The sequence below is a fragment of the Streptomyces himalayensis subsp. himalayensis genome, from assembly GCF_013778455.1.
GTDB classification, from domain to species: domain Bacteria; phylum Actinomycetota; class Actinomycetes; order Streptomycetales; family Streptomycetaceae; genus Streptomyces; species Streptomyces himalayensis.
On the sequence record NZ_JACEHE010000015.1, the window covers coordinates 146029 to 170858 of the forward strand.

General features: G+C 69.2%; 19 protein-coding genes and 4 pseudogenes. 15 read left to right on the forward strand and 8 right to left on the reverse strand.

Annotated features, from left to right (window positions below; translation table 11 throughout):
* Window positions 1-175 precede the first annotated feature (175 nt).
* A complete protein-coding gene (gene aceE, locus H1D24_RS24130) occupies window positions 176-2923 on the forward strand; it encodes a pyruvate dehydrogenase (acetyl-transferring), homodimeric type (RefSeq protein WP_181659753.1) in 2748 nt (915 codons plus the stop codon).
* Window positions 2924-3024: 101 nt separating this feature from the next.
* A pseudogene (locus tag H1D24_RS24135) lies at window positions 3025-3739 on the forward strand (potassium channel family protein); the annotation flags it as partial.
* Window positions 3740-3930: 191 nt separating this feature from the next.
* Here the strand turns inward: H1D24_RS24135 and H1D24_RS24140 are convergent.
* The gene (locus H1D24_RS24140; RefSeq protein ID WP_181659754.1) at window positions 3931-5556 is read right to left on the reverse strand and encodes an MFS transporter; all 1626 of its coding nucleotides are present in this window, start codon (window positions 5554-5556) and stop codon (window positions 3931-3933) included.
* 114 nt (window positions 5557-5670) lie between these two features.
* Between H1D24_RS24140 and H1D24_RS24145 the strand changes: the two genes are divergently transcribed.
* The 3 genes from H1D24_RS24145 to H1D24_RS24155 all read left to right on the forward strand — a co-directional run bounded on the left by H1D24_RS24145 (window position 5671) and on the right by H1D24_RS24155 (window position 8726).
* The gene (locus H1D24_RS24145; protein ID WP_181659755.1) at window positions 5671-6393 is read left to right on the forward strand and encodes a TetR family transcriptional regulator; all 723 of its coding nucleotides are present in this window, start codon (window positions 5671-5673) and stop codon (window positions 6391-6393) included.
* Between the two features lie 107 nt (window positions 6394-6500).
* Complete coding sequence (locus H1D24_RS24150) at window positions 6501-7760, forward strand: alpha/beta hydrolase (protein ID WP_181659756.1); 1260 nt, start codon at window positions 6501-6503, stop codon at window positions 7758-7760.
* A 57-nt stretch (window positions 7761-7817) separates the two neighbouring features.
* A complete protein-coding gene (locus tag H1D24_RS24155; protein WP_181659852.1) occupies window positions 7818-8726 on the forward strand; it encodes a DUF4429 domain-containing protein in 909 nt (302 codons plus the stop codon).
* Between the two features lie 120 nt (window positions 8727-8846).
* On the opposite strand, the pseudogene H1D24_RS24160 reads toward H1D24_RS24155, so the two are convergent.
* Together H1D24_RS24160 and H1D24_RS24165 are read right to left on the reverse strand one after the other, a co-directional pair.
* Window positions 8847-9817: pseudogene (locus tag H1D24_RS24160) on the reverse strand (aldo/keto reductase).
* Between the two features lie 5 nt (window positions 9818-9822).
* Entirely contained in the window at window positions 9823-10359 is a 537-nt protein-coding gene (locus H1D24_RS24165; protein ID WP_181659757.1) for a MerR family transcriptional regulator, read from the reverse strand.
* Between the two features lie 107 nt (window positions 10360-10466).
* On the opposite strand from H1D24_RS24165, the gene H1D24_RS24170 reads away from it, so the two are divergent.
* From H1D24_RS24170 to H1D24_RS42570, 4 genes and pseudogenes are all read left to right on the forward strand, one after another.
* On the forward strand, window positions 10467-10937 hold the full coding sequence (locus tag H1D24_RS24170) for a GNAT family N-acetyltransferase (RefSeq protein ID WP_181659758.1): 471 nt from the start codon (window positions 10467-10469) through the stop codon (window positions 10935-10937).
* A 19-nt stretch (window positions 10938-10956) separates the two neighbouring features.
* Complete coding sequence (locus tag H1D24_RS24175; RefSeq protein ID WP_181659759.1) at window positions 10957-11772, forward strand: serine hydrolase domain-containing protein; 816 nt, start codon at window positions 10957-10959, stop codon at window positions 11770-11772.
* A 406-nt stretch (window positions 11773-12178) separates the two neighbouring features.
* Window positions 12179-13942, forward strand: a pseudogene (locus H1D24_RS24180) (ABC transporter transmembrane domain-containing protein).
* Between the two features lie 224 nt (window positions 13943-14166).
* Window positions 14167-14738, forward strand: a pseudogene (locus tag H1D24_RS42570) (ATP-binding cassette domain-containing protein); the annotation flags it as partial.
* Window positions 14739-14884: 146 nt separating this feature from the next.
* Here H1D24_RS42570 and H1D24_RS24190 read toward each other — a convergent pair.
* The 4 genes from H1D24_RS24190 to H1D24_RS24205 form a co-directional block, all read right to left on the reverse strand.
* Window positions 14885-15664 (reverse strand): alpha/beta hydrolase, encoded by a 780-nt coding sequence (locus H1D24_RS24190; protein ID WP_181659760.1) that lies wholly within the window; start codon window positions 15662-15664, stop codon window positions 14885-14887.
* Between the two features lie 336 nt (window positions 15665-16000).
* A complete protein-coding gene (locus tag H1D24_RS24195; protein WP_181659761.1) occupies window positions 16001-16555 on the reverse strand; it encodes a PIN domain-containing protein in 555 nt (184 codons plus the stop codon).
* Complete coding sequence (locus H1D24_RS24200; protein WP_181659762.1) at window positions 16552-17037, reverse strand: helix-turn-helix domain-containing protein; 486 nt, start codon at window positions 17035-17037, stop codon at window positions 16552-16554. Before H1D24_RS24200 ends, H1D24_RS24195 begins: the two co-directional genes overlap by 4 nt.
* A gap of 67 nt (window positions 17038-17104) precedes the next feature.
* Entirely contained in the window at window positions 17105-17764 is a 660-nt protein-coding gene (locus H1D24_RS24205; RefSeq protein WP_181659853.1) for a pirin family protein, read from the reverse strand.
* Window positions 17765-17825: 61 nt separating this feature from the next.
* Here H1D24_RS24205 and H1D24_RS24210 point away from each other — a divergent pair, with 61 nt between their 5' ends.
* From H1D24_RS24210 to fabF, 5 genes are all read left to right on the forward strand, one after another.
* Window positions 17826-19031, forward strand: a complete 1206-nt coding sequence (locus H1D24_RS24210) for a PucR family transcriptional regulator (RefSeq protein ID WP_181659763.1) — start codon at window positions 17826-17828, stop codon at window positions 19029-19031.
* An 89-nt stretch (window positions 19032-19120) separates the two neighbouring features.
* Window positions 19121-20041 carry an ACP S-malonyltransferase gene (locus tag H1D24_RS24215; RefSeq protein ID WP_181659764.1) on the forward strand — a complete coding sequence of 307 codons (921 nt, stop codon included), beginning with the start codon at window positions 19121-19123 and terminating at the stop codon, window positions 20039-20041.
* Between the two features lie 16 nt (window positions 20042-20057).
* Window positions 20058-21089: a ketoacyl-ACP synthase III gene (locus H1D24_RS24220; RefSeq protein WP_181659765.1), complete on the forward strand. Its 1032-nt coding sequence runs from the start codon at window positions 20058-20060 to the stop codon at window positions 21087-21089.
* Window positions 21090-21154: 65 nt separating this feature from the next.
* The gene (locus H1D24_RS24225; protein WP_181659766.1) at window positions 21155-21403 is read left to right on the forward strand and encodes an acyl carrier protein; all 249 of its coding nucleotides are present in this window, start codon (window positions 21155-21157) and stop codon (window positions 21401-21403) included.
* Between the two features lie 125 nt (window positions 21404-21528).
* A complete protein-coding gene (gene fabF, locus H1D24_RS24230; protein WP_181659767.1) occupies window positions 21529-22791 on the forward strand; it encodes a beta-ketoacyl-ACP synthase II in 1263 nt (420 codons plus the stop codon).
* A gap of 174 nt (window positions 22792-22965) precedes the next feature.
* Here fabF and H1D24_RS24235 read toward each other — a convergent pair whose 3' ends face one another.
* Window positions 22966-23460 (reverse strand): DUF3145 domain-containing protein, encoded by a 495-nt coding sequence (locus tag H1D24_RS24235; RefSeq protein WP_181659768.1) that lies wholly within the window; start codon window positions 23458-23460, stop codon window positions 22966-22968.
* Between the two features lie 408 nt (window positions 23461-23868).
* Here H1D24_RS24235 and H1D24_RS24240 point away from each other — a divergent pair, with 408 nt between their 5' ends.
* Window positions 23869-24780, forward strand: coding sequence for an SGNH/GDSL hydrolase family protein (locus tag H1D24_RS24240; protein WP_181659769.1), 912 nt, complete (start codon window positions 23869-23871; stop codon window positions 24778-24780).
* Window positions 24781-24830: the final 50 nt, after the last annotated feature.

Consider the following 24830-nt stretch of genomic DNA (forward strand, 5'->3'; position numbering starts at 1 on the left):
ACGGGCGTATCGTTCCTATGTGGTCGAGCCCCCACAGGGCTGCCGGACAAGCGGTTACCTATCGGTAGAGATGACGTATCCGTCCCCTAGGTACACGATGGGGATCGGCGCAACCAGCAGAACCAAGCCCCAGCAGTGGTCCCAGTCAGTGGCTCCCAGACAGTGAAGGAACAGCGTGGCTTCCGGATCCGATCGCAACCCGATCATCATTGGCGGCCTTCCCAGCCAGGTCCCGGATTTCGATCCCGAAGAGACCCAGGAATGGCTCGACTCCCTTGACGCCGCCGTCGACGAGCGGGGTCGTGAACGCGCCCGCTATCTGATGCTCCGGCTGATCGAGCGCGCTCGCGAGAGGCGCGTCGCCGTGCCCGAGATGCGCAGCACGGACTACGTCAACACGATCGCCACCAAGGACGAGCCGTTCTTCCCCGGCAACGAGGAGATCGAGCGCAGGATCCTGAACGCGACCCGCTGGAACGCGGCCGTGATGGTCTCGCGCGCCCAGCGCCCCGGCATCGGTGTCGGCGGCCACATCGCCACGTTCGCCTCCTCGGCGTCGCTGTACGACGTGGGCTTCAATCACTTCTTCCGCGGCAAGGACGAGGGCGACGGCGGCGACCAGGTGTTCTTCCAGGGACACGCGTCGCCGGGCATCTACGCGCGGGCGTACATGCTCGACCGCCTCTCGGAGCAGCGGCTCGACGCCTTCCGCCAGGAGAAGTCGAAGGCTCCGTACGGCCTGTCGTCGTACCCGCATCCGCGGCTGATGCCGGACTTCTGGGAGTTCCCGACCGTCTCCATGGGCCTCGGTCCGATCAGTGCGATCTACCAGGCGCGGATGAACCGCTACATGGAGGCGCGCGGCATCGCCGACACCTCGAAGTCGCACGTGTGGGCGTTCCTCGGCGACGGCGAGATGGACGAGCCGGAGTCGCTCGGGCAGCTGTCCATCGCCGCGCGGGAGGGCCTGGACAACCTGACGTTCGTCGTCAACTGCAACCTGCAGCGCCTCGACGGACCGGTGCGCGGCAACGGCAAGATCATCCAGGAGCTGGAGTCGATCTTCCGGGGTGCCGGCTGGAACGTCATCAAGCTGATCTGGGACCGGTCCTGGGACCCGCTGCTCGCACAGGACCGGGACGGCGTGCTGGTCAACAAGATGAACACCACGCCTGACGGCCAGTTCCAGACGTACGCGACCGAGACCGGCGCGTACATCCGGCAGCACTTCTTCGGCGGCGACCACCGGCTGCGCAAGATGGTCGAGAACATGACCGACGACCAGATCCTGCACCTGGGCCGCGGCGGTCACGACCACCGGAAGATCTTCGCCGCGTACTCGGCGGCCCGCGCCCACAAGGGCCAGCCGACCGTGATCCTGGCCAAGACCATCAAGGGCTGGACGCTCGGCCCGAACTTCGAGGGCCGCAACGCGACCCACCAGATGAAGAAGCTGACGGTCGACGACCTGAAGCGCTTCCGCGACCGGCTGCATCTGCCGATCTCCGACAAGCAGCTCGAGGGCGGCCTGCCGCCGTACTACCACCCGGGCCGCGAATCGGAGGAGATGCAGTACATGCACGACCGCCGCAAGGGACTGGGCGGCTACGTCCCGACCCGGGTGGTGCGCTCGAAGCCGCTGGCCCTCCCCGAAGACAAGACGTACGCAAGCGTGAAGAAGGGGACCGGTCAGCAGTCGATCGCCACGACCATGGCGTTCGTCCGGCTGTTGAAGGACCTCATGCGGGACAAGGAGATCGGCAAGCGCTTCGTGCTGATCGCGCCCGACGAGTACCGCACCTTCGGCATGGACTCGTTCTTCCCGAGCGCGAAGATCTACAACCCGCTCGGCCAGCAGTACGAGGCGGTGGACCGCGATCTGCTGCTCGCGTACAAGGAGTCGCCGACCGGCCAGATGCTGCACGACGGCATCTCGGAGGCGGGCTGCACGGCGTCGCTGATCGCCGCGGGCTCGGCCTACGCGACGCACGGCGAACCGCTCATCCCGGTCTACGTCTTCTACTCGATGTTCGGTTTCCAGCGGACCGGCGACCAGTTCTGGCAGATGGCCGACCAGTTGGCGCGCGGCTTCGTCCTGGGTGCGACCGCCGGACGCACGACGCTGACCGGTGAGGGGCTGCAGCACGCCGACGGCCACTCGCAGCTGCTCGCGTCGACCAACCCGGGCTGTGTCGCCTACGACCCGGCCTACGGCTTCGAGATCGCGCACATCGTCAAGGACGGTCTGCGCCGCATGTACGGCTCGTCGCCCGAGCACCCGCACGGCGAGGACGTCTTCTACTACCTCACCGTCTACAACGAGCCGATCCAGCACCCGGCCGAGCCCGCGAACGTGGACGTCGACGGCATCCTGAAGGGCATCTACCGCTACAAGGCCGGTGAGCAGGGCGAACTCCCCGCGCAGATCCTCGCCTCGGGTGTGGCGGTGCCCTGGGCGGTCGAGGCGCAGCAGATCCTCGCCTCGGAGTGGAACGTCAGGGCGGACGTCTGGTCGGCGACCTCCTGGAACGAGCTGCGCCGCGAGGCCGTCGACGTGGAGCGGTACAACCTGCTGCACCCGGAGGAGGAGCAGCGCGTCCCGTATGTGACGCAGAAGCTCTCCGCCTCCGATGGCCCGTTCGTGGCCGTCTCCGACTGGATGCGGTCGGTTCCGGACCAGATCTCGCGCTGGGTGCCGGGCACGTACCAGTCGCTGGGCGCCGACGGTTTCGGCTTCGCCGACACGCGTGGCGCGGCCCGCCGGTTCTTCCACATCGACGCGCAGTCGATCGTGGTCGCGGTGCTGACCGAGCTCGCCAACGCGGGCAAGATCGACCGCTCGGCGCTCAAGCAGGCGATCGACCGCTACCAGCTGCTCGATGTGGCGGCGGCCGATCCGGGCGCGGCCGGCGGCGACGCGTAGGACGTTCCAGTACGTCAGTTCACTCGAAGGGGCGGCGGGCCGCGGGTCCGCCGCCCCTTCGGCGTTCCGCGCGTCCTGCCCGCTTTCCCTACGATGCGCGCATGAACGTACAACCGGCACAGATCCGTTGGGAGCACCGCACACAGCGGCCGCTGATGGCGCTCGCGGTGGCGTTCGCCGTCGCGTACGCCGTACCGATCGTGAAGCCGGATGCGGGCAGGACCGTCGAGGTCGCGTGCACGGTTGTCGAGTGGGTGGTCTGGGGCGCGTTCGCCGCCGACTACTTCGTACGCCTTGTACTCGCCGAGGACCGATGGTTGTTCGTCCGATCGCACCGGCTGGATCTGTGTGCCGTGGTGCTGCCACTGATCCAGCCGGTGCGGCTGCTGCGTCTCGTCTCCACGCTGCTGCTGGTCGGACGGCGGGCCCGGATGGCGTCGCAGGTACGGCTCACGACGTATGTGGCGGGCTCTGTCGTGGGCCTGCTCATGTTCGGCTCGCTGGCGGTGCTGTCGGTGGAGCGGGAGTCGCCGGACGGGCAACATCAAGACGCTGGGCGACGCGGTGTGGTGGTCGTTCACGACGATGACGACCGTCGGGTACGGCGATCATGCGCCGACGACGGGGCTCGGCCGGGTGCTGGCGGTCGGGCTGATGCTGTCCGGTATCGCTCTGCTGGGTGTGGTGACCGCCAATATCGCGGCGTGGTTCATCGCGCGGTTCGACGACGACGTGGAGGAGCGTCGGCAGACGGCGGCGATCCAGGTGCTGACGGAGGAGGTCAGGGCGCTTCGGGCGCAGGTTGCGGCACTGTCGGACGCCGGAGACGCCACGGCGGGTGCCGCCACGGCGGGTGCCGCTGTGGCGGGTGCCGCTGTGGCGGGTGCCGCTGTGGCGGGTGCCGCTGTGGCGGGTGCCGCTGTGGCGGGTGCCGCTGTGGCGGGCGAAGGCCCCGCCGGAGCGGCGGGGCCTTCGTACGTAGGTGCGCCACGACTGGATGTGGACTCCTAGATGTGGACTCCGCCCGCGCCGGCCTCCGCGTTGGCGCCGCGCTTCGTGCCCACGGCGACCAGCGCCGCGATGACGGAGACGATGCCGGCGACCGTGAAGGCCAGGCCCATGCCGGACATGAACGTGTCGTGGATGACTCCCGTGATCCTGCCGAGGATCTCGGGCGTCATGCCCTGCGCCTTGGCGATCTGCTCCGGCACGTAGCCGATGGTCGCGGCCTTGTCGAGGCCGGGGGGCGGCACGTCCGGCAGGCCGGCGCCCTTCCAGTTGCCCGCCAGTTCCGAGTTGACCTTGTTCGACATGACGGCGCCCAGCACCGCCGTACCGAGGCTGCCGCCCACCTGCATCGCGGCCTGCTGCAGACCGCCCGCGACGCCGGAGAGCTCCAGCGGGGCGTTGCCCACGATGACCTCGGTGGCGCCCACCATGACCGGGGCGAGGCCGAGGCCCAGGAGACCGAACCAGACGGACATCGGCAGTGTGCCGGTGTCGATGGTCATCGTGGTCATGCCGAACATCGCGACGGCCGTCAGGACCATGCCGCCGACCAGCGGCACACGCGGACCGAACTTGGTGATCAGGGCGCCGGCGAGCGGCGAGGAGACGATCATCATGGCCGTCAGCGGCATCAGGTGCAGACCGCTGTCGACGGGGCTCATCCCGTGCACGTTCTGCAGATAGAAGGTGACGAAGAACAGCCCGCCCATGAAGGCGAAGGCCATCAGCACCATCAGCACCGTGCCCGCGGAGAGCGCCACGGACCGGAACATGCCCAGCGGAATGAGCGGTTCCTTGACCTTGGTCTCCCAGATGGCGAAGACCGCGAAGCAGACCACCGCGGCGACGAGGAATCCCCACGTCTTGCCGCTGCCCCAGCCCCAGGAGTCACCGGCCTTGATGAGAGCCCAGATGAGGGCGAACATGGCGGCCGACAGCAGGACGATGCCGGGGATGTCGAAGGAACGCGGCGCGTTCTCGGCGCGGTGGTCCTTGAGGATCCACAGGCCGACGGCGACCGCCAGGACGCCCACCGGCACGTTGATGAAGAACACCGACTGCCAGCTGACGTGCTCGACGAGCACACCGCCGAGGATCGGGCCGCCTGCCGTGGAGGCGCCGATGACCATGCCCCAGATGCCGATCGCCATGTTGAGCTTCTCGGCGGGGAAGGTGGCCCGCAGCAGGCCGAGCGCGGCGGGCATGAGGAGCGCGCCGAACAGGCCCTGGAGCACACGGAACACGATGACGAGGGCGACGCTGCTCGAGAGGCCGATGGCTCCGGAGGCGATGGCGAAGCCTGCGACGCCGATGAGGAAGGTCTGCCGGTGGCCGAAGCGGTCACCGAGCTTGCCCGCCGTGATCAGTGCGACGGCCAGCGCGAGGAGGTAGCCGTTGGTGATCCACTGGACGTCGGCGAGCGAGGCCCCGAGGTCCTTCTGAATGGCCGGGTTGGCGATGGCCACGATGGTGCCGTCCAGGGCGACCATCATCACGCCGATCGCGACGGAGATGAGCGTCAGCCATGGGTGGCCGCGCAGCCCCTTGGCCGGTGCCGGTGCGGGCGCGGCCGCCGGGGCCTCGTCCGCCGGACCGGTCTTGTCGACGGTGGTCTGACTAGTCATACCGGCGAGATTATGACAGTCACTGACAGTTGACAAACCGATTCACAAGTCGGTAACTGTCATGTTGCCCGGAGGTATTCTGAGCTGCCCGAACAGGCGAAAAGAGGCCTTGGAGTGAGGACGCGGCAACAGGCGGCGGAAGCTGCGGAACCAGCCGGCGCGGCGGCGCGGCCCGGTCTGCGCGAACGCAAGAAGCAGCGCACCCGTGACGCCCTGCTGCACGCAGCGCTCGAACTCTTCACAACTCAGGGGTACGAGCAGACGACCGTGGACGAGATCGCGGCCGCCGTCGACGTCTCGCAGCGCACGTTCTTCCGGTACTTCGCCAACAAGGAAGAGACCACGTTCGCCGTCCAGGACATGGTGGAGTCCCACTTCGTCGCGGCCGTGCGCGAAAGGCCCGCACACGAGGCCCCCTTGGATGCGCTGCGCCGCGCCCTCCTCGACAGCTGGGACACACTCGGCGAGGTCATCGAGGAGGTCATCCCCGTCGAACTGCACATGCGCACCTATCAGTTGATCGAGTCGACACCCACGCTCCTCGCCGCCCATCTGCGCCGCTCCTCGGAGCTGGAGGAGGAGGTCGCGCGCGTGATCGCCGAGCGCGAGGGCCTGGACGTGGACACCGACCCCCGGCCCCGGGTCGTGGTGGCCGCGTTCAGCGGGGTGATGCGGCTGACCGGGCGGTTGTGGGGTGCGGGCGAGGACACCAGCATCGAGTCGATGCGCCGCGTCACCGAGTCGTATCTCGACCAGATAGGACCGGCGCTGGCGGAGGACTGGAACCGCAGATGCCGAGGACCCGAACGAGACGGAAGTGGCGTGCACGCTCTGTGACGACCTGGCGCAAGGTGCGCCCGTTTTAACCCAATTACCCCTCGAGAAACGTGATCTCCCTCACCGGTTGCATGGGTTGGCGCGCCGTTCTCCTAGGGTGTCCCGCAGTGACTTCTTTGGATTCGCACCCGCAACTCAACGTTTGGCGCGCACTGCTTGCGCTCGCCGTCGTTTTCGTCATGCTGGCCACCACCGGCTGGACGGCCGTACGCCATCACCGGGGCACTTCGTCGCCGCTCGAGGCCTCCCGGTCGGCCTGGGAACACGGTCACCTGCACGGGCGCCCGCTGCCGGGACTCGACTCCCCGCCCCGGAGGATCGCCCGCTTCTTCGCCTCGCTCAGCGCGTACCAGCGCACGGGGCTCGCCCAGCGCTACCCGCTCGCGGTGGGCAATATGAACGGTGCCCCGGTGAAGCTGCGCTATCGCGCGAACCGCATCGCCCTTGACCAGGCACGCAAGGTCGAACGGGGGCGCATGCAGGACAGGAGACTGTCCGCCGCCGGTCAGCATGGAGCGGCACGCCGGATGCACCGGCTGGAGTTGCTGATGCGGCCGGGACGCAAGATCCTCGCCTTCGACCCCATGGGTGGCGGTCGCGTCGCCGAGGTCTTCGGGAATCTCGACCGGGCCAAGCGGGTGTCCGTGGTGGTACCGGGGGTCGACACCAATCTGCTGACCTTTCAGCGGAGCGACCGCAAGTACTCGGCTCCCGTGGGCATGGCCCGGGCCCTGTACCGCGCGGAGCGCTCGGCCGGCCACCACCGGACTTCCTCCGGGGGTGCCCCCATCGCCGTGATCGCGTGGGCCGACTACACCGCGCCCGCCGGGCTCGGCGTGGAGGCGGCCACCGCCATGCGGGCCGAGAGCGGCGCGGTGCGCCTCAACGCACTCGTGCGGGCGCTGCCGGGGCGCTCTCACGTCGCTCTGTACTGCCACAGCTACGGCTCCGTGGTGTGCGGCGTCGCCGCCCGCGGCCTGCCGGACCGGGTCACCGACATAGCCGTCGCCGGAAGTCCGGGCATGCGTGCGGACAAGGCCTCGAAGCTCGGCACCGGTGCACGGATCTGGGCCATGCGGGACAGCGACGACTGGATCCGGGACGTGCCGTATCTGGAGGTCGGCGGGCTCGGTCACGGCGCCGATCCGGTCTCCGCGGGGTTCGGCGCTCGAGTCCTCTCGGCGGACGGTGCGACGGGGCACGCGGGCTACTTCGAGCCGGGCACCCAGAGCCTCGCCAACTTCGCCGAGATCGGCGTCGGTGCGTACCGCGCGGTGCGCTGCGCAGGCGAGGACGACGCGTGCCTGAGCGGTTTGTCCGGGGCAGGGAGCGGTTTGTCCGGGGCGACGACGGCCCGACGCGCGTAGAAATCGAAGAAACACCGGCCCGTCGCAGGAGGGACGCACGCGCGCGTGCCGCATACGATGAGCCGCATGGGTGACGTACTGGCCGGATTTCATGCCGCCTGGGAGTTCGAGTCCGACTCCGTGCTCATCCGCTTCGAACGGGGGATCAGAGCGCCGAAGCTCTTCCAGGTGCTCGGCGAGCGCCGCATCCCGCACGAGGCGATCGCGGCGGTGACCCTGACTCCAGGGAAGCGCGGGACCGTCGTACTGCATGCCGTGCCGAGACCCGGCGCCGACCCGCTCATGGAGGCGGCCGCGGGCCAGCTCAAGCAGCACAGCGACCCGTACCGGCTTGTGCTTCCCGCAGAGCGGGAGACGCTCGCCGAGTACTACGCGGACGAGCTTCGGGCCGTGCTCACACCTGGCGACGCACGCGACGACGGCGGGCACCCGGAGCGCTATCTCGTGGCCGCGCCCAAGCCGCCGCTGCAGTTCAAGGCGTACGACGGGAAGGCGTCCTTCGACGGCGAGTCGGTGGCCTTCCGGTGGTTCTGGACGGGTGCTTCGTCGGCGAAGTGGAAGGCCGGCGACCAGAGTTTCCGGGTGAGAGAGCTGAGCGGAGTCGAGTGGCGCTCCCCCGAGGTCTTCCAGGGCCATCTGCGGCTGCTGCACCGCGAGGCGTCCGTCGCGCGGCCGGCGCAGGCGGACCAGGATCCTGCGTCGGTCGTCTTCGGGCTCGGCTACGGGCCGGTGCACGAGTCGCTGCCCTTCGCCGCGTCGGTACTGGCGGCGGTGCGGGCCTCCGGGCCGCCTGCGGTCACGGGGGCGGAAGCCGAGTCCCTGCCGGTCGCCCGGGTGCGGGCCCCGCGGCCCGACCCGGCCGACATCGCGGAGCGCATCCGCCACCTCGGCGAGCTGCACAAGGCGGGCCTGGTGACGGACACGGAGTTCACGACGAAGAAGGCCGAGCTGCTGGCGGAATTGTGACGCGGGCCCCACGGCCCCACCCAGGACCTTCGCCCGGCCGCCGTCCCTCGGGCCCGCGTACCTGGGCCCGTACCGCGGAAGCCGTCCGCGCCGAGCCGTTTCGGCCCGGCGCGGCCCGCGCTACTCCCGCCCCGCCGACGTGAACGACATGTCGGGGTAGCGGTCTCCCGCTACCTTGGCGGCGATGGGCTCCAGCAGAGCGAGGTCGTCGTCGGTGAGGGTGATGCCCGTGGCGGCGACGTTCTCCTCGACACGGGTGCGCTTGCGGGTGCCCGGAATGGGGACGACGGGCTGACCTGGCCCAGGGAGGCACCGTGTGCGTCTGCGACGGCGCGCACCGGCTCCAGCAGAGCGGCGTTGGCCGCCGCGTTGTCGCCGGTGAAGCGGGGCTGCTGGCGGCGGAAGTCGTCGGCGGTGAGGTCCTTGTCCGCGTTGACGAACGAGCCGGTGAGGAAGCCGCGGCCGAGCGGCGAGTACGGCACGAGCGTCACACCCAGCTCCGCGGCGACCGGGACCACGCGGTCCTCGATGTCGCGGCTGAACAGCGACCACTCCGACTGGACCGCGGCGATGGGGTGGACAGCCTGGGCTGCGCGCAGTTCGGAGCCCGTGACCTCGCTGAGCCCGAGGTGCTTCACCTTGCCGGCGGCGACGAGTTCCGCCATGACACCGACCGTCTCCTCGATCGGCGCCTTCGGGTCGCGGCGGTGCATGTAGTAGAGGTCGATGACGTCGACGTCCAGGCGCCGGAGACTGGCGTCGACGGCCTCACGGATGTACGGCGGGTCGTTGCGGATGATCCGCTTCGTCGGCTCGTCCGGCGGGATGGACAGGGCGAACTTCGTCGCGATGACGATCTCGTCGCGGTGCGCTGTGACGAAGGGAGACAGGAACTTCTCGTTCTCACCCATGCCGTACGCGTCGGCGGTGTCGTACAGCGTGACCCCGAGTTCCAGCGCGCGCTCCAGGGTGGCCCGGGCCTCGTCGGCGTCCGTCGGGCCGTAGGCGAAGCTCATCCCCATGCAGCCGAGACCCTGGGCACCCACCTCGGGCCCGTCGGTCCCCAGTCGCATCGTCGGCATACCACTCATCAGGCTCAAGCCCTCTCCGGCGCCGGTCGGGCGCCGCCATAGAACTGGATCTTGTAGTCGAGCACGGCCAGCGTGTCCTGGAGCTCGGCGATACGGGACAGAACGTCCCTACGGGTCGACTCCAGCAGCTCCTGCCGCTCGTGGAACGTGTGGTCGCCCTCGCGCACCAGCTCGGCGTAGCGGACCATGTCCGCGACCGGCATCCCGGTCAGGCGGAGCTTGCCGACGAAGGCGAGCCAGTCCAGGTCGCGGTTGCTGTAGCGGCGCTGTCCGGTGTGCGAGCGGTCGATGTGGGGCATCAGCCCGATCCGCTCGTACCAGCGCAGGGTGTGCGCGGTCAGTCCGGTGAAGGCGACGACTTCACTGATCGTGTAGCGGTCCTGGCCGTCCGGGCGCGGATGCGCCTCAGGGGCCGAGGCGCAGACGTCGGTCTTGGCGTCGATCGTTGTGGCGGCCGAGGCGCCGGTCCTGCGTGCTGTGGTGGCGGTCTTGGTGCTGGTTGTGGTCCGTACGGGCGTGGCCGTGGTTTCCATCACCGTCATGGCCCCCACGCTATGACCTTGGAGTGCACTCCAAGCAAGCGCAGACCGGTCAAATCCCGGGCGAAAATCGGAGGACGGCGCGGGGCCCGGTCGCTAGCGTGCCGATCATGAATCTTGTACGCCGCGCCGGACCCGCAGACGCCGAGGAACTGATAAGGCTGCGCCAGATCATGATCGACTCGGCCTTCGCCGAGGGCGAGCGGACCGACTGGCACGCGGAGTCGGCCATCACGTTGCGGGGCAGACTCACGGATCCAGACGGGGACTTCGCGGCCTTCGTCCTCGACCATCCGGACCGGCCGGGTGCGCTGGCGACGATGGTGGCCGGGACGATGGAGTACCGGATCGGCCGCGCCGGCAATCCGCACGGCGCGGTGGGTTACGTCTTCAGCGTCGCCACGGACCCGGACCAGCGGCGGATGGGGTATGCACGCGCGTGCATGGGCGCGCTGCTCGACTGGTTCCGTGAGCGCGGGGCGGGCAGCGTGGACCTCAACGCCTCCGCGGAGGCGGAGCCGCTGTACGCCTCGCTCGGTTTCGTACGCAAGCCGGACCCCTCGATGCGGCTGATCTTGTAAGGCGCTTACGCTCGTACGCATGCAGAGCCTGGCGCTGATCGAGAACTGGCCGGTCCCGACCGCGGCCGCCGCCGTCGTCCGCGCGGACGGAAGGCTCCTGGGGGCTCACGGTCCCACGGGCCACCGCTTCCCGCTCGCCTCGGTCACCAAGCCGCTCGCGGCGTACGCGGCGCTGGTCGCATACGAAGAGGGCGCGATCGAACTCGACGAGCCGGCCGGACCCGAGGGCTCGACGGTCCGGCATCTGCTGGCCCACACGTCCGGGCTCGCCTTCGACGAGCACCGGGTGACGGCGGCGCCGGGCACGCGGCGGCTGTACTCGAACGCGGGTTTCGAAGTGCTCGGTGATCATGTCGCCAAGGCGACGGACATCCCGTTCGCCGAGTACGCCCGGCAGGCCGTCCTGGAGCCGCTCGGCATGATCTCCACGACGCTCGACGGCTCGCCCGCCAAGGACGGCGTCTCGACGGTCGACGATCTCGTCCGGTTCGCGGCGGAGGTGCAGGCGCCGCGGTTGCTCGATCCTCGGACGGTGGCCGAGGCGATGACCGTGCAGTATCCGGGGACGAAGGGGGTCCTTCCCGGGTACGGGCACCAGAACCCCAACGACTGGGGGCTCGGCTTTGAGATCCGGGACTCCAAGTCGCCCCACTGGACGGGGAGTTCGTCCTCGGCTCGGACGTTCGGGCACTTCGGGCAGTCGGGGACGTTCCTGTGGATCGACCCCGTCGCGGGGGCTGCTTGCGTGGCCCTTGCGGACCGGGCGTTCGGGCCGTGGGCGGTTGAGGCTTGGCCTGCTTTTACGGATGCGGTGCTGGCCGAACTGCGCCGCTGATGACGCCGCGCCACAAACCCGAGACGGCCCGCTTCACCGCGTCCGGCACGTCGAACAGTCTCCGGCCCGTCATCGCCGAAGGCAAGACGCAGCTCGGCGGCAACTGCTCAGCCTCGGCCAGGCTGAGATGCAGCTGCCCGTAGGGGGCGGCCCTGCCTCGAGCGCCTGCGTCGGCTTCGATACGGAACGTCTCGTTTGTGCTTTCGCGTGCCGCTGCGGGCTGGACGCACGACGCTGGCCTGCCGCTGTCCGTTCGTAATAATGGGTGCGGCGTGCACCCGCCGCGCGCTTGTTCCGCAACTCACCTTGCGGACGTTACATCTGGGCGGAGTCCGACGTGTTCTTCGCGTGCATGTGTGAGGCCGAGCTGTTGTACGCCAGCGCGTGAGAAATGGGGTCTGCACCAGTGAGAGACCAGCACACGAGTCCTCGTGACCAGGATGTCAGCGGAGCTCTGCGGTACATCTGGTGGCTGGTCACAAGCCAGCGTCGGCGGGTCCTGCTCGCAATGGTGCTGGGGGTCGTCTGGATGCTGGGCCTCACGTTGCCGCCCTACGTGCTCTCCCGCGCTGTCGACGACGGGCTACGATCGGGGCACTATTCCTCGCTGGTGGGCTGAGTCCTGGTGCTTCTCGCGGTGGGCGTGCTGAACGGTGTGGTTGCCATCACCCGTCACCGCACACTCACGAAGGTGCGTATGGATGCCGCTTTCAGGACGGTCAACGCGGTCGTCGAACAGTCCACCAGGCTGGGGAGCGCGCTCACACGCAGGGTCACGGCCGGCGAGATAACCACGATCGGGATCGGCGACGTGTGGGTCATCAGCCAGAGTCTGACCATCGTCGGCCCTGGAGTGGGCGCCGTAGTCGCCTACGTTGTGGTGGCTGGGATGCTGCTGTCCATTTCGCCGTTGCTGGCGCTGATCGTGTTGCTCGGGGTTCCCGTGGTCGCGGCGACCGTGGGACCGGTGCTCGGACGACTGCGAGAGGTCGGCTCGGGCTACCGCCAGCGGCAAGGCGAGCTGACGGATCACCTGGTCGACATCGTCGAGGGCCTGCGTCTGCTCAACGGCATCGGCGGGAAGGACCGATTCGCCGAACGCTACCGGAGGGAATCCCGGCAGTTGCGCGATGAGGGCTTCCGGGTCGCGTCTGTCGCCAGTTGGGTACCCACCCTCGGCGTCGGGCTCCCGCTGCTTTTCCTGGCTGCCGTGACGTGGCTGGCCGCCCGGCTGGCCGCCCAGCACACCATCTCCATCGGAGACCTCGTCGCTGTCTACGGTTACGTCGCCTTCCTCGTGATCCCGGTGACGGAACTGATCGAGAACGGCTCGTACCTTTCTCAGGCCGTGGTGTCCGCGCGGCGGGTCATCGCGCTGTTGAACCTGCGACAGGAAACGGCGGGCGTGCCCGCGACGGGCGACGGGCCGAGCGAAGCCGCCAGCCTGCGTGATCCGGCCTCCGGCGTCGAGGTCGCTGTCGGCCGATTCACGGCCGTGGTGAGCGCGCGGCCGCAGGACGCCCAGGCCGTCGTCGACCGCATGGGGCGGTTTCAGCCCTCGGAGGCTGCCTGGGGCGACATCCCGCTCGCTGCCATAGCACCTCGACGGATTCGCGATCGCATCCTGGTGGCCGACAACGAAGCTGACATCTTCGCAGGCACACTGCGCCAGGTCGTCGCCGGCCGACAGAATCCGGATGATCAGTCCGTCCTCAGCGCGCTGCACCAGGCGGCTGCGGAGGACGTCGTCAAGGGCTTGTCCAACGGACTCTCCTCGACCGTCGCGTCCCAGGCCCGGAATTTCTCAGGCGGCCAGCGGCAGCGCATCCGCCTCGCTCGCGCGCTGTTTGCCGATCCTGAGGTGCTCGTCGCTGCCGAGCCCACGTCAGCGGTGGACGCGCGCACCGAGGCGACGATCGCGGCCCGACTGTACGACGGGCGCAGCGGCCGCACGACCATGGTGACCACCACCTCCCCGTTGCTGCTGGACCGGGCAGACGTTGTGCACTACCTCGTCGAGGGCCGCGTCGCCGCTACAGGGACCCACCACGATCTGTTGGAGCGGGAACCCGGATGCCGGCGACTGGTATCCCGGGGCTTGGAAGACGAGCACGATCCCGGGCCGCAGAGAGGCATCGGGATTCCGCCGGCACCGAGCACAGCGCGATGAGCGGCGCCGCGCTGGCAGGTGACCTGCTTCCCACCGCTTCTCCGGCCGAGGCGCGTCGCGCGGCGTTCGGCCTCATCCGCCGCGAGAAGGGCCCGTTCAGCTCGATACTCCTGTTCAACTCGCTCGCTACCGTCGCCGGACTGGCCGGGCCATGGCTGTTCGGACGTATCGTCAACGCCATCGAGGCCGGAGCCGGCAATGTTCACCAGATCGATCGCACGGACGTGCCTGCGGATGACCGGATCAAGGTTCTTGACGTCCACTACGCCTACGATGGCGGGCCCGATGTGCTCCACGGCGTCAACTTGACCGTACGGTCTGGAGAGCGCCTGGCGATCGTCGGACGGTCGGGCGCGGGAAAGTCCACCCTGGGTCGGCTGCTGGCCCGGATCGACACGCCGCTCAGCGGATCCGTAACCGTGGGCGGGGTCCCCGTCGCGGCTTGCCGCCCGAGCAGTTGCGCCGCCAGATCATCCTGGTCACCCAGGAGCACCACGTGCTCCAAGCGTCGGTACGCGAGAATCTGCTCATCGCCAAACCATCGGCCTCCGACGACGAGCTGCGCACGGCGATTGCCACCGTCGGCGCCAGCTGGCTGGACAACCTGCCCGACGGCCTCGACACCGACCTGAGCCCCACTCGACACCGGCTCGATGCCGGGCAAGCCCAGCAGCTTGCACTAGCCCGCGTCATCCTCGCCGACCCGCACACCGTCATACTCGACGAAGCCACAGCGATGCTGGACCCCACCACCGCGCGCGATGTCGAACGCGCTCTTTCGTCCGTTCTCAAGGGCCTACCTGATCAGATAGTGCCTGTTCCTTTTGCGGACATCTCGTCAAACGGCGTCTCCCCTGCCGAGGTCTAGCCGGGCAGGCCACGAGGAGCCCGATGACCTGCGGGAACTCCGGACTTTCAGGTGTTGGGGCAAGGTCGGGCAGCTCAGCCTGCCGCGAGCCGTTCGAGGAGGAACTCAGCGGTAGCGTCTATCACGGCGTCGAAGTGTCCACCGGGGCCGGGGTAATGAAACGCATGCTCAGCGCGTTCGTGCTCAAGCAAGACGCACTCATTGCCAACCTGCACCATCACATCGCGGAACCGCCGCACCTGGTCGATCGGCACGACCTTGTCGTCCGTCCCATGTTGAATCAGCATCGGCGGATTGCCGGGCCGCACGAACTCGATGGGCGAGTAATCGATCGCCCTTCCCGCAGCGACGCCGATGTCCTCCTCAATCCACTGCTGCCGCTCTGGTGAGAAGGCGAGCAAATCGACCGGCGGATTGAGCGCCACGACGGCCGCGACGCCGGGCTCGACGGCCGGACAGGGCGCCTCATGGTTGGTCATCGCAGCGACGAGCGCGAGATGACCACCTGCCGAACTGCCACCAGACGCCAGACGTGACGCGCCGAGCCCACGCGACGCAGCCAACCCTCCGAAACGTTCGATCGCCCGCCGGACGTCGGCGACGCAGTCGACGATGCCCATAGCGCCCTGATCGAGCAGCCGATACCCGGCTGACACCGCGAAGATGCCCCGCAACGCCAGCTGCCGGCAATGCGGAGTCAGCTCGTCGGCCGATCCTTTGCGCAGAGCGCCGCCGTGAAACAAGACGACACCGGCCGCCGGCTGTCTGCCCCCAGCAGGTTCGAAGACCAACATCGGAAGCTCGCTACCGTCGGCCGCTTCATAGATCATCGAGGACTCATGAATGCCTGTCACGAGCGGCATTCGACCAGCAACCGCAGGTGCCAGCAACCGAATCCGCACCGCCGGGGGGATTTCCTGCTCCGCGCCAGCCTGGCGATCACCCGACCAGTCTGGCAGACGAGGCGGCGCGCGAGCTCCTCCTCGGCGACTTCAGGCCACGATCTCGGTACCTGTAGTGCCTGGGTTTCGGGGAGCCAGCGCAGCCCCCGCCACCAGATCCAGTCCCTTGGGCTCCGTGATCCGGGCCGAGTCCCCCTCCGCCAAATGCTCACCGGCCGTCATCGCGAGCATCAGAGCGAAGCTCCAGGCACGCCGAAAAGGCCCGCACCCCGGAAACAGTGACCGGCCCTACCAGATATGCCGTCGCACCTCCTCACCGAACTCAGGAACGCCGCATCGATCCAGTCGAGCCAAGAGGGCTCCCAGATCCATCGGCGGTCTGCGGTAGCGCTTGCTCTGGTCGGTCAGCGCGCTGATCACCGAGGTCGGGGACTCGTCGAACCGATCGATCAGAAACGCGTCGGGATGGAAGATCTCGATGTCGCCAGGCAGGGGCTTCGGACCGAGGAAGTCGCTGGTGTTGAAGGTGACGATCGCATGGGCCCGACCGCTGATCGCAGCCGCCAGAACGTGCCGGTCGTCCGGGTCCCGGAGTTCGATATCGGGGACGAGAGGCTCCCAATCCTCGACGAGGGCGTCGTCAAAGGCGCTGTTCATCAGCGCGATGGTGCGGTCCAGTGCCTGCGCGTCCACGGGGCGCTTCGCCAGCACGTTGCGGCGCACCTCGCTGAGGATCTCCAAGGACCACAGCGGGCGGAACAGATCGCGCTCGGCCAGACTGAGCATGGTGTCCCGTAGGACATTGGGAAAGAGCACGCAGGCGTCAAGTACGGCGTTGATCATCGCGAGGGGCTGCTCGGCTCTTCCGACCCGTCGTTCCCGTTCTCGTACAGGCCCAGATCCTCGCTTTCACGCACCAGGTCGTCGAGGCGGCGCCTGCGCTCGGCCCTGCGCGCCTCCTGATACGCGAGCACATCGTCGAGCCGCACTCGTCGGTGGCGCCCAGGCTGCTCGTACGGGATCTTCCCCTCGTCCAGAAGTTTGACCAGGGTGGGACGACTGACGCCGAGCACGTCGGCGGCTTCCTGGGTCGTCAGGCGCTGCGCGCGTGGGGCGATGGTGATGGCCCGGCCGGCGTGCATGGCGAGGATGACCTGCACCAGGATTTCGTGGACGGCCGGTGGCAGCCGTAGCAGTGTGCCATCCGGCCCGACAAGTGCCGCGCTTTCGGCTGTGTCGGTGACCAGCGCGGCCAGCTCGTCCAGCTCCTGGCGCTCCTCCGGGACGCTGGGAGGCAGTACCGTCCGGTCTGTCATAAGGGTCATAGGGGCAAGGATTCTCGTAATTCGAAAGAATCGCAAGGCGCATCGCCCAGCTGTCTCAAGCGAGGGCTCAGGGCGACATCTCCCACACCAGCACCTCCGCCGGCCCCTCCGCCCCCGCCTCCAGCTCCAGGCCCTTCGCGTCGGCGATGCGGGCCGAGTCGCCCGGGGCCAACCGCACGCCGTCCAGGCGGACTTCGCCCCGGACCACGTGCACGTACGCGAAGGCGGCGTCCGGGACGGCGGTGCGCTCGCCCGGTGTCAGGCGGCGTACGTGCAGCATCGCGCCCGCCTCCGGCACCGCGTAAGGGGTCGAGTCCGCGATGCCGTGCACGACCTCGTACGCGGGGTCGCCGCCCGGTTCCTCGGGGGCCAGCCACATCTGGATGAAGACCAGAGGCTCCGCGCCGTCGTTGCGCTCGACGTGCCGTACGCCGCCGCCCGCGCTGAGGCGCTGCACGTCGCCCGGCCGTACGACGGACTCGTGGCCCTGCGAGTCGCGGTGTGTGAGTTCGCCCTCTACGACCCAGGTCACGATCTCGGTGTGGCTGTGCGGGTGCTCGGTGAAGCCGGCACCGGGCGCGAGGCGCTCCTCGTTGCAGGCGATGACGGCGCCGAAGCGCAGATTGCCGGGGTCGTAGTGGGGCCCGAAGGAGAAGGCGTGCAGGGACTCGATCCCGGTGGCCGGGTCCCCTCCTGGGTAGCGCTCGCCCGCGCGCCGTACGTCCATCACGGATCCACGGTAGACCCGACTGGCGGACCGTCCGTCCGGATGAGGCAGTCTTGTCCATGTGCCCGAACCCGAAGCCGCGCTGCCTGCGCATCCCGCATCCGTCCCGCATCCGCATGCCGCGACACTGAAGAGGCTGGAGAAATCCTCCGGCAGCCTCGCCGCGCAGGCCATCGCCCGGATGGACGAGACGCTGCCGTGGTACCGGGCGATGCCCCCGGAGAACCGTTCCTGGATCGGTCTGGTCGCACAGGCCGGTATCGCCGCGTTCACCGAGTGGTTCCGGCACCCGGACGCGCCCCAGGCGATCTCCACGGATGTCTTCGGCACGGCGCCGCGCGAGCTGACCAGGGCGATCACCCTGCGGCAGACCGTCGAGATGGTGCGTACGACCATCGAGGTGATGGAGTCCGCGATCGAGGAGGTCGCGGCGCCCGGTGACGAGTCGGTGCTGCGCGAGGCCCTGCTCGTGTACGCGCGGGAGATCGCCTTCGCCACCGCGCAGGTGTACGCGCAGGCGGCCGAGGCCCGCGGTGCGTGGGACGCCCGCCTCGAGTCGCTGGTGGTGAACGCGGTGCTGTCGGGCGAGGCCGACGAGGGCGCCGTCTCGCGGGCCGCCGCCCTCGGCTGGAACTCCCCCGAGCATGTGTGCGTGGTGCTGGGAACGGCTCCCGACGGTGACAGCGAGCTGACGGTCGAGGCGATCCGCCGCGCGGCCCGCCATGCCAAGCTGCAGGTCCTCACCGGGGTACTGGGCGACCGCCTGGTCGTCATCGCGGGCGGCGACGACAATCCGCTCCGGGTCGCGAAAGCCCTGATCGGGCCGTATGCCCCGGGGCCGGTGGTGGCAGGACCCATCGTCCCCGACCTGCTGGCCGCCACCAGGTCCGCGCAGGCCGCCGCGGCCGGGCTCAAGGCGTGCCTCGCTTGGCAGGACGCTCCCCGTCCTGTGCTCGCGGACGATCTGCTTCCGGAGCGTGCGATCGCCATGGATCCCTCCGCACGCGAACAACTGGTGGAGGAGATCTACAGACCGCTGGAGGAGGCCGGCTCGGCGCTCCTGGAGACCCTGAGCGTCTATCTGGAGCAGGCGAGCTCCCTCGAAGGGGCTGCCCGAATGCTTTTCGTTCACCCGAACACCGTCCGCTACCGGCTCCGACGTGTGACTGACGTCACCGGCTGGTCGCCTTCCGATGTACGCTCCGCGTTCACATTGCGCATCGCCCTGATTCTCGGGCGCTTGACCAACGGCGATCCTCAGTCGTAGCCAATTGTCGGGGGCCTACAATTCCCCCTGCGGTTCTTCGTCCCTGTCCCCACGGGCGGCTGCGGCCGTCCACAAGAGAGAGTGTGAGAGTGCTCGTACTCGTCGCTCCCGGCCAAGGCGCTCAGACGCCCGGCTTCCTGACCCCCTGGCTCGATCTTCCCGGCGCCGCCGACCGCATCGCCACATGGTCGGACGCCATCGGGCTCGACCTCGCCCACTACGGCACGCAGGCCGACGCGGACGCGATCCGCGACACCGCCGTGGCGCAGCCGCTGCTGGTCGCCGCCGGTCTTCTGTCGGCCTCCGCACTCGAGGTGACGCCGGGCGCGGTCGCAGGACACAGCGTCGGTGAGATCACCGCCGCCGCCTTCGCGGGCGTCCTGGACGACACCGCCGCCCTCCAGCTCGTACGCACGCGGGGCCTGGCCATGGCCGAGGCCGCCGCCATCACGCAGACCGGTATGTCCGCCCTGCTGGGCGGGGACCCCGAGACCGTGGTCCCGCATCTGGAGAAGCTCGGCCTGACCCCGGCGAACGTGAACGGCGCGGGCCAGATCGTGGCCGCCGGCACCGTCGAGCAACTCGCCGCGCTGGCCGATGACAAGCCCGAGGGCGTACGCCGCGTGGTGCCGCTGCAGGTCGCCGGCGCCTTCCACACCCGGCACATGGCGCCCGCGGTCGACAAGCTCGCCGAGGCGGCTCAGGCCCTGACGCCCGCCGATCCGACGGTCGCATACGTCTCGAACAAGGACGGCGAGACGGTCACAACGGGTGCCGAGGTCGTCTCGCGCCTGGTCGGCCAGGTCGCCAACCCGGTCCGCTGGGACCTGTGCATGGAGACGTTCCAGAAGCTGGGTGTGACCGCGCTGCTTGAGGTGTGCCCGGGCGGGACGCTGACCGGCCTCGCCAAGCGCGCGCTGCCCGGCGTCCACACGCTGGCGCTGAAGACCCCCGACGACCTCGACGCTGCCCGCGAACTCATCGCCGAGCACAGCGCGCAGACGGCCTGAGAAGGAGCCCCGGAGCATGTCGAAGATCAAGCCCAGCAAGGGTTCCCCGTATGCGCGCATCCTCGGTGTCGGCGGCTACCGTCCGACCCGGGTGGTGCCCAACGAGGTGATCCTCGAGAAGATCGACTCGTCCGACGAGTGGATCCGCTCGCGCTCCGGCATCGCGACCCGCCACTGGGCATCGCCCGAGGAGACGGTCGCGGCCATGTCGATCGAGGCCTCCGGCAAGGCGATCGCCGATGCCGGGATCACGGCCGAGCAGATCGGCGCCGTGGTCGTCTCCACCGTCTCGCACTTCAGCCAGACCCCGGCCGTCGCCACCGAGATCGCCGACAAGATCGGCACGAACAAGGCCGCTGCGTTCGACATCTCGGCCGGCTGCGCGGGCTTCGGTTACGGTCTGACGCTCGCCAAGGGCCTGGTCGTCGAGGGCTCGGCAGAGTACGTACTTGTCATCGGCGTCGAGCGGCTCAGTGACCTGACCGACCTGGAGGACCGCGCGACGGCCTTCCTGTTCGGCGACGGCGCGGGCGCGGTCGTCGTCGGCCCCTCCCAGGAGCCCAACATCGGCCCCACCGTGTGGGGTTCGGAGGGCGACAAGTCCGAGACGATCAAGCAGACCGTCCCGTGGGACCGTTTCCGCGTCGGCGATGTGGCGCAGCTGCCGCTCGACGACAAGGGCGAGATCAAGTTCCCCGCGATCACCCAGCAGGGCCAGGCGGTGTTCCGCTGGGCCGTGTTCGAGATGGCGAAGGTCGCGCAGCAGGCGCTGGACGCGGCCGGAATCGCCCCGGACGACCTGGACGTCTTCATTCCGCACCAGGCCAACATGCGGATCATCGACTCGATGGTGAAGACTCTCAAGCTGCCGGAGCACGTCACGGTCGCCCGTGACGTGGAAACCACCGGCAACACCTCGGCCGCCTCGATTCCGCTCGCGATGGAGCGGCTCCTGGCGACCGGCGAGGCGAAGAGCGGCGACACCGCGCTCGTCATCGGCTTCGGGGCGGGTCTCGCATACGCCGCAACGGTCGTTACCCTCCCCTAGGCACCGTCCGGATCTTCCGGGCGGAAACCGCCACACCCTCTGGATACATACGAAGGAGCGCCAACATGGCCGCCACTCAGGAAGAGATCGTCGCCGGTCTCGCCGAGATCGTGAACGAGATCGCCGGGATCCCCACCGAGGACGTCCAGCTGGACAAGTCCTTCACCGACGACCTGGACGTCGACTCGCTGTCCATGGTCGAGGTCGTCGTCGCCGCCGAAGAGCGCTTCGACGTCAAGATCCCGGACGACGACGTCAAGAACCTCAAGACGGTCGGCGACGCCACCGAGTACATCCTCAAGCACCAGGCCTGATCGACCGATCAAGGGCTTGGGTCCGTGATCAGGGGCTGTGCCCGGATCAAGGACCAAGTGCCCGCCGCTCCGCCACCCGGCGGTGGCGCCGCTGAATCCTCTTATCCGTTGGAGAAAGAATTCCTGTGAGCTCGACCAATCGCACCGTGGTCGTCACCGGTATCGGCGCAACCACACCGCTGGGTGGCGACGCAGCCTCCACCTGGGAGGCACTGGTCGCCGGCCGTTCCGGCGTCAGCCTCCTCGAGCAGGAGTGGGCCGCCGAACTGCCGGTCCGTATCGCCGCGCAGATCGCCGTCGACCCGGGTGAGATCATCCCGCGGCCGCAGGCCCGCAAGCTGGACCGCTCGGCCCAGTTCGCGCTGATCGCGGCTCAGGAGGCCTGGAAGGACGCCGGTTTCACCGGCAAGGCCGGCGAGGATGCTTCGGTCAACCCGGACCGCCTGGGTGCGGTCATCGCCTCCGGCATCGGCGGCGTGACGACCCTCCTCGACCAGTACGACGTGCTGCGGGAAAAGGGCGTACGCCGTGTCTCGCCGCACACCGTCCCCATGCTGATGCCCAACTCCCCGGCCGCCAACGTCGGCCTGGAGGTGGGTGCCCGCGCCGGTGTCCACACACCGGTCAGCGCCTGTGCGTCCGGCGCGGAGGCCATCGGCTACGCGATCGAGATGATCCGCACCGGCCGTGCGGACGTCGTCGTCGCGGGCGGCACGGAGGCGGCCATCCACCCGCTGCCGATCGTCGCGTTCGGCAACATGATGGCGATGTCCAAGAACAACGACGACCCGCAGGGCGCGTCGCGTCCCTACGACTCGGGCCGTGACGGCTTCGTCCTCGGCGAGGGCGCCGGCGTGGTCATCCTCGAGTCGGAGGAGCACGCCAGGGCCCGCGGCGCCAAGATCTACGCGGAGGCGGTCGGCCAGGGCATCTCGGCCGACGGCCACCACATCACGCAGCCCGAGCCGTCCGGCAACGGCATCGCGAACGCGCTGCAGCACCTGCTCGACGGGACCGACCTCAAGCCGGCCGAGATCGCGCACATCAACGCGCACGCCACGTCGACGCCGCAGGGCGACGTCGCCGAGATCAAGGCGCTGCGCAAGGTGTTCGGCGACGACGTCGACCACATGGCGATCTCCGGCACCAAGTCGATGACCGGTCACCTGCTGGGCGGCGCCGGCGGCGTGGAGACCGTGGCCACGGTCCTCGCGCTCCACCACCGCATCGCCCCGCCGACGATCAACGTCGACGACCTCGACCCCGAGGTCAACGCCGACGTGGTCCGCGGCGAGGCCCGCGCCCTGCCCGAGGGCCGGATCGCGGCGCTCAACGACTCGTTCGGCTTCGGCGGCCACAACGTGGTACTGGCCTTCCGGACGGTCTAGCAACCGTACGTACGTTGAAGGCCCGCCCCGTCATCCCGGGGCGGGCCTTCAACGTATTGCGCGCTGCGCGCGGTGTTTGAAAGCGAAGAACACCCAAACCATCAATTGGAACCCGCACGGCGAGCAACCAGGTCCGCGAGAGCGGCGCCGGTTTAGGCGCAAAGAGGGGTCCCGTCAGACTACCTGGTGGAGCCAGCGCACCGGTGCGCCCTCGCCCGCGTACCGGAAGGGCTCCAGTTCGTCGTCCCAGGGCTTGCCGAGGAGCTTGGTGATCTCGGCCTCGAGGTCGGTCTCGCCGTGCTGCGCGCGGGCGAGCGCGGCGCGCAGTCGGTCCTCGGGGATCAGGATGTCGCCGTGGATGCCGGTGACGGCGTGGAAGATGCCCAGCTCGGGCGTGGCGCTGTAGCGCTCGCCCTCCGCGGTGGCGCAGGGCTCGGCCGTGACCTCGAAGCGCAGCAGATGCCAGCCGCGCAGCGCGGAGGCGAGTTGGGAGGCCGTGCCCACCTGGCCCTGCCAGGAGAACTCGGACCGCCACGTGCCCGGCGATGCGGGCTGCCTGACCCAGTCGAGGTTGACGCGCGTGCCGAGCACGCCCGCGACTGCCCATTCGATGTGCGGGCACAGCGCGCGCGGAGCGGAGTGCACGTACAGAACTCCACGTGTCGTCACCGGGACCTCCAGTGTGGGACGAGGTGCGCCGTTCCCGGCGGCCTCGCGCCCGTGCCGAGCGATATTCCTCAAAAGGGGCAGAGCAGACTTGTTGTAATTTAGCGGAACCGGTACCGCGGGGTGCCGCTGGGTCGACCGGCCGCCCTGTCGCTGCCGAGCGGGCAGTGGCCGGGCGCCACGGGGCCGAGGCTACCGTGCGGCGGGGCAAGGAGTGTGACGTACCGTCGGTCCCGCTGCCGGGAAACGCCCGGCATTCACCCGGCGGGACCCCCAGGTGCCGCCGCCCGGGGGGCGGGGCGCGTCCCCTCGCGTCCGGTCCGGGGATCCTGTCGCATACGGGTCCCCGGGAACGGCTGCCCCAGGTGCAACGTTCCCAAGGGGTGGTCCGAACGACAGAGGAGAGCAGGAATGCGGAAGCGCAGCCACCGCGTGCATGCCGCCGTCGCCGGGGTGACGGCGGTTCTTCTGGGCGCCTCCGGTCTGGTCGCCTGCAGTGCCGGCGGCAACTCCCCCGGTCCGGGCGCCTCCTCGAAGCGTCAGGCGGCTGTCTCCCCCAAGCCCACCCCGGCCTGGGACCGCAGCCCGGCTTCGGTGGCCGCCGTCGGGGACTCCATCACCCGCGGGTTCGACGCGTGTTCGGTTCTCTCCGACTGTCCCGAGGTGTCCTGGGCGACGGGCAGTGACACGAAGGTGCGCAGCCTGGCGGTGCGGCTGCTGGGGAAGCAGCGTGCCGCCACACACAGTTGGAACTACGCCGTGACCGGTGCCCGGATGGCGGACGTGGCCGCGCAGATGGAGAAGGCGGCGGCGCGCCGTCCCGCACTGGTGGCGGTGATGGCCGGTGCCAACGACGCATGCCGCTCGTCGACGTCCGCGATGACCAAGGTGAGCGACTTCCGCGACCAGTTCGAGGACGCGATGCGGACGCTGCGCCGCGAGCTGCCCAAGGCGCAGGTGTACGTGGCGAGCGTGCCGAACCTGAAGCGGCTCTGGTCCCAGGGGCGCACCAATCCGATGGGCAAGCAGGTGTGGAAGCTGGGCATCTGCCCGTCGATGCTGGGAGACGCCGATGTGGTGGACGCGGCCGCGATGAAGCGGCGGGACAAGGTGCAGAAGCGCGTGGTCGCCTACAACAAGGTGCTGAGGGACGTGTGCGCGAAGGACGACCGCTGCCGGTTCGACGGCGGGGCGGTGTTCGAGTACCGGTTCGGGACCCAGCAGTTGAGCCACTGGGACTGGTTCCACCCCAGCAAGGACGGGCAGTCGCGCCTGGCCTCCATCGCCTACCGCACGGTGACGGCGAAGAACGCGCCCGAGTAGCACCGGTCGGCGGGATAGTACCGGTCAGCGGTGTAGTACCGGTCGGCAGC